Origin of the sequence: Vibrio sp. V42_P2S4T144 (assembly GCF_009904715.1) — a bacterium.
In the GTDB taxonomy this organism is placed as follows: Bacteria; Pseudomonadota; Gammaproteobacteria; order Enterobacterales; family Vibrionaceae; genus Vibrio; species Vibrio alginolyticus.
In genome coordinates, this window is the sequence record NZ_WXWS01000289.1 from 1 (window position 1) to 4,074 (window position 4,074).

Here is a 4,074-nt window from a genome sequence, read left to right on the forward strand (position 1 = left end):
CATTAGTCCGGTTGCTTCTAATGGAAGCATAATGATTTTACCATTTTCGGCTTGACCAATGCTCTTGATCGCTTCGGTATAACCCTGTGCAATGAAGTAATTGACGGCTTGCATGTCACCTTTTGCAATGGCTTCGGAAACCATGTAAGTCGCTTTTGCTTCTGCTTGCGCGGCACGCTCACGTGCTTCTGCATGGAGAATAGCAGACTGCTTTTCGCCTTCAGCTTTTAATATCTCTGATTGTTTATGACCTTCGGCCTTTAATATCTCAGCTTGGCGAACCCCTTCTGCTTCAAGAATTTCCGCACGCTTATTACGCTCGGCTTTCATTTGCGCATTCATTGCAGCGGTCAGATCGGCTGGTGGCTGGACATCTTTAATCTCAATTCGTGTGACTTTTACGCCCCAAGGGTTTGTTGCTTGGTCAACAATCGCCAACAGCTTAGAGTTGATCATGTCGCGTTGGCTCAGCATTTCGTCCAGTTCCATTGAACCTAAAACGGTACGAATGTTCGTAAGGGTCAAGTTTCTAATAGCGTGTTCTAAGTCGTTGACTTCATAAGCCGCTTTTGCAGCATCGATCACTTGAACAAATCCGACAGCGTCAATAACCACGTTAGCGTTATCTTTTGAAATGACCTCTTGCGCAGGAATATCGAGAACGCGCTCCATCATGTTTACTTTTTGACCAACTTTATCAACGAATGGAATGATCAAGTTTAAACCCGGCTTTAATGTGTGGGTGTAGCGTCCGAAGCGTTCAACTGTCCAGTTGTTTCCTTGCGGAACCGTTTTAATGGCTGAAGATAAGATAACGACAGCAAGAACGACGAAAATACCGATGGTGATCAGTGAATCAATTGGCATGAGTTATTCCCTTAAGTGCATAATATTCGATCCATTTTTACCTATTTATAGACAATAGACAATTGAAGTTCTGAGACCTTTGAGAGGTTATTGGTTTTTTATATGACAAAGGCCGGAAACACCGGCCTTTGTCATTGCATGGTTTTACTCTCGCTATTTTGCGGGGTATTCAATCCAACTTGAACCATCAAGAGAAACATAATATTTCCCTTGTACTTCAATCACAGTAGAGCCTGAGTTCTGCGCGACAACTCGTGTTTCTGGTAGGTTCTCTGTCAATATTGAAGGGCTAAACGTCTTACTTTGATAAATGTTTTTATCCAGGATATTCGAAACGAGCTGCGACAATGCCAGATAGCTAGATGGCTCGCTTACGTGTTCGGTGTCGCCCTGACGCTGAATTCCTTCTCCGAAGATTTTAATTCCTACCGGTGTATGAATGATTGTCGGTGCAGGAATTTCTCGCATACCCGAAATTTGCATGCGGTCTCCTCGCATTCCACCACCATGTTCTGGTACCAAAGCGACAACGATGTTGCGTTTTGAGGACTCTAAGGTTTTAAAGAACGCGTGGAGATCATCAAGCAAATTCTTAAGGCGCATTTTGTAGCTAGCAATAGATGTGCTTGAATTCGCATTGATGATCCTGTTGCCATCATGTAGTGAAATTGAGTTGTAGAGTGCCACGACTTTGTCGTCACTACTGTTAAGTCTTTGCTGCCACCAGTTATCCAATACTTGCTTATCGCGGAAGATCGAAGAGCCATCAAAAGATTTTTGGTAAGGAGTTAAGTCTTCTTGAGACATAAGAGCCGCTTGTAAGTCGCCGTCTTTTTTGATCAATTCAAGGAAGCTATCAAAGACACCATTGTGGTTCATCAGTAAATTTTCTGTGAAGCCTAGCTCTTTCAAACTTTCGAACAAGTAGCACTGCTTTGATGGTGCTGGCTGGAACAGTTGACTGTGTTCCTGTTGACCACAATTGGCTCGTAACAGACGAATGACCGCAGGCCCGCTGTATGACGTTGCAGAGCTAAAGTTGTCGAACATGATGTCAAATTCTTTGAATAGAGGATGATCGGCCAGTCCTGCAATTTCGATGTCATCCCACGCGACCGAGCAAATACTCAAGAACAACAAATCGAAAGGAGCATCCATTACGCTGTTGGTATCGAATGCCACACGTCGAGAAGCTTCTTTAGAAAAGAAATCTGCAGTTAACGTGTTGAAACTGGCATCATTAATTTCCGTTATTTGAGGTTGTTTGCTAGCAGTAACCTCGGTTGTCGGCTGTTGTTGAGCTACTTCTGCAGCCACTGTTGTCTGAGGTTCAGTCGTCATAGGAATACTTATATAGACCATCGCAATAACCACAAAGACTGAAACTCTAACGAACTTGCTCAAAATAAAGTACGCACCACACAAAGCGAGCAATCCGAGTATTGCTTGGAATGATAAAAATCGTCCCAAAAGCTCGACCAGATAACTCAATTCAAACTGCATTAACTGTCCCGCTTGAGCCCAAAGACGGTCTAGAGGAGGTAGGTAAGAATCGTAATGCAAGAGCCACGCTGCGGCGACAAATACAACGATATGACGTACCGCATTTAGGCTTTTCATCGAGATAGGAAGCAGGATGAAGATCAACAGCGCAAAGTTTTCTATTGGATGGAAATCGATGATTCCTTGAAAATAGAGCGCTGTTTTTGCGATAAAGTAAATATTCCACCAGCCCAATCCTATAGTAGAGGGGGTAGAGTCATGAGAATGCGATATCATTACTTAAGCTTCTTAGTATTAGTGGCTGATGTATCTAGCTCAAAATAGCGCGAGCGTTTTAAGTGCTTGTGGTAAAAGCGTCGGGTAGCGTTTACTAGGTCACGGATAAAGTATCCTAGGAGTAGGCCAATACCTGAGCTGATAATCACGGTCAGTAAAAAATCGTTAATATTCATGAACGCTCCTTGAGCTCGATGGTTTTTTTCACAGCAAACAAAGGAGGAACATCAGTAATGGAGTTAGTGGCGGTATGGAATATTTTCCTCTCTGTCGCCAGAGCTGAAACGTCGTCGGATATGACGGCTTCATCTTGAACGATGAATTTTAACTCTGTTTCGATATCTAATTGAGTATCAAACGTGTGAGTTGAATGAAATAAGTCTCTCACTGGGAACTCAAATATATTGTTGAGTGCAATATCAATATCGCTATGTCGAATAGCACTGAACAAGACATATAGAGCTTTGTTGCAGGCTGTCACAACGTCGCCATCTCTTCGAATATGGCAAAGACGTAAACATTCCTCTGCCGTCATACCTGGTAATAAGTTCAGCTTGATAAGCGCAAAGTTCACATTTGAGTGTGTTGAGTGGGAAATGACGTCAATACAGTATTGGCTAAAGTCCTGGTTTTGTAAGTAGCCTTTGCTACCAAACTTAAGGTCATACTTTAAGAGCGCCTCTAAACTGTCAGGAATTGGGCGTGTAAGCATCTGGCCTTGAATTGCTTCAACCTGAGTCATAAAGCGCATTGGGGGGATTTGCGCGTGAGAAATGAAGTTTGCCCCCGAGCGAAGTAAGAACTTTTCATCTGCATATCTCAGACATTGTTGGGTCTCCCTGACAATAATCTTTAGCTGACGGCCATACGCGGACCTTAAACGGTAGCAATCTAACGCGATCTGTTGAACTTCGCTTTGGTTATCACAGCTGAAAACAATAGTTGAAGAGCGAGGGTTGTCTAGCATCGCTATGAGTCCTTGATTGCTCTCTGCCACACGCATCCCTTTTGGGGCTTTCACGCTTTCTCTGAAAGCTCTTCTGCTGACATAGATTCTATCGCTATCCGATTTGTCTTCTGGCATGACATGAGATTGATGCGTTTCGTAAGACGTTGCTTTTAGTGTTTTATCTTTAGTTTTAGTGAGAATGTATTCGTGTTGGGTAATTACACCGTGTTTATTGGACCAAAAATCCACAAGATAGCAGTAGCGAGCGTCATCTAATGATGTCATGGTCGCCAAACCTGCAATGTGTCTATTATGAGAAATAAGAATGGGCTTTAATAGTGAAGTCGTCAGATGCCCATATATACAAACACTAATAGTGATTTTTTTATTATTTGCCAGCTCATTTAAGCTTTGTAGAAAGAAACTTATAAAATCATCATTAGTTGATGATAGTAGCGAGTCTGGAACAACTAATAGAC

General features: G+C 42.7%; 4 protein-coding genes. All 4 read right to left on the reverse strand.

Annotation, left to right across the window (positions count from 1 at the left end; translation table 11 throughout):
* Positions 1–867, reverse strand: an 867-nt coding sequence (locus CAG68_RS09740) for an SPFH domain-containing protein (RefSeq protein ID WP_161441054.1), incomplete at its 3' end; no start/stop codon positions are given.
* A 153-nt stretch (positions 868–1,020) separates the two neighbouring features.
* A complete protein-coding gene (gene bcsG / locus CAG68_RS09745) occupies positions 1,021–2,646 on the reverse strand; it encodes a cellulose biosynthesis protein BcsG (protein WP_161441055.1) in 1,626 nt (541 codons plus the stop codon).
* The gene (locus CAG68_RS22145) at positions 2,646–2,822 is read right to left on the reverse strand and encodes a hypothetical protein (RefSeq protein ID WP_017819966.1); all 177 of its coding nucleotides are present in this window, start codon (positions 2,820–2,822) and stop codon (positions 2,646–2,648) included. The genes bcsG and CAG68_RS22145 overlap by 1 nt, the downstream gene beginning before the upstream one ends.
* The coding region (bcsE, locus tag CAG68_RS09750; RefSeq protein WP_202599908.1) for a cellulose biosynthesis protein BcsE at positions 2,819–4,074 on the reverse strand (1,256 nt) is incomplete at its 5' end. The genes CAG68_RS22145 and bcsE, both read right to left, overlap by 4 nt.

Excerpts from the sequence above, each read along its gene's own strand:
- CAG68_RS22145 (WP_017819966.1), bottom strand. The coding sequence starts at position 2,822 with ATGAATATTAACGATTTTTTACTGACCGTGATTATCAGCTCAGGTATT.
- bcsG (WP_161441055.1), bottom strand. The coding sequence starts at position 2,646 with ATGATATCGCATTCTCATGACTCTACCCCCTCTACTATAGGATTGGGC.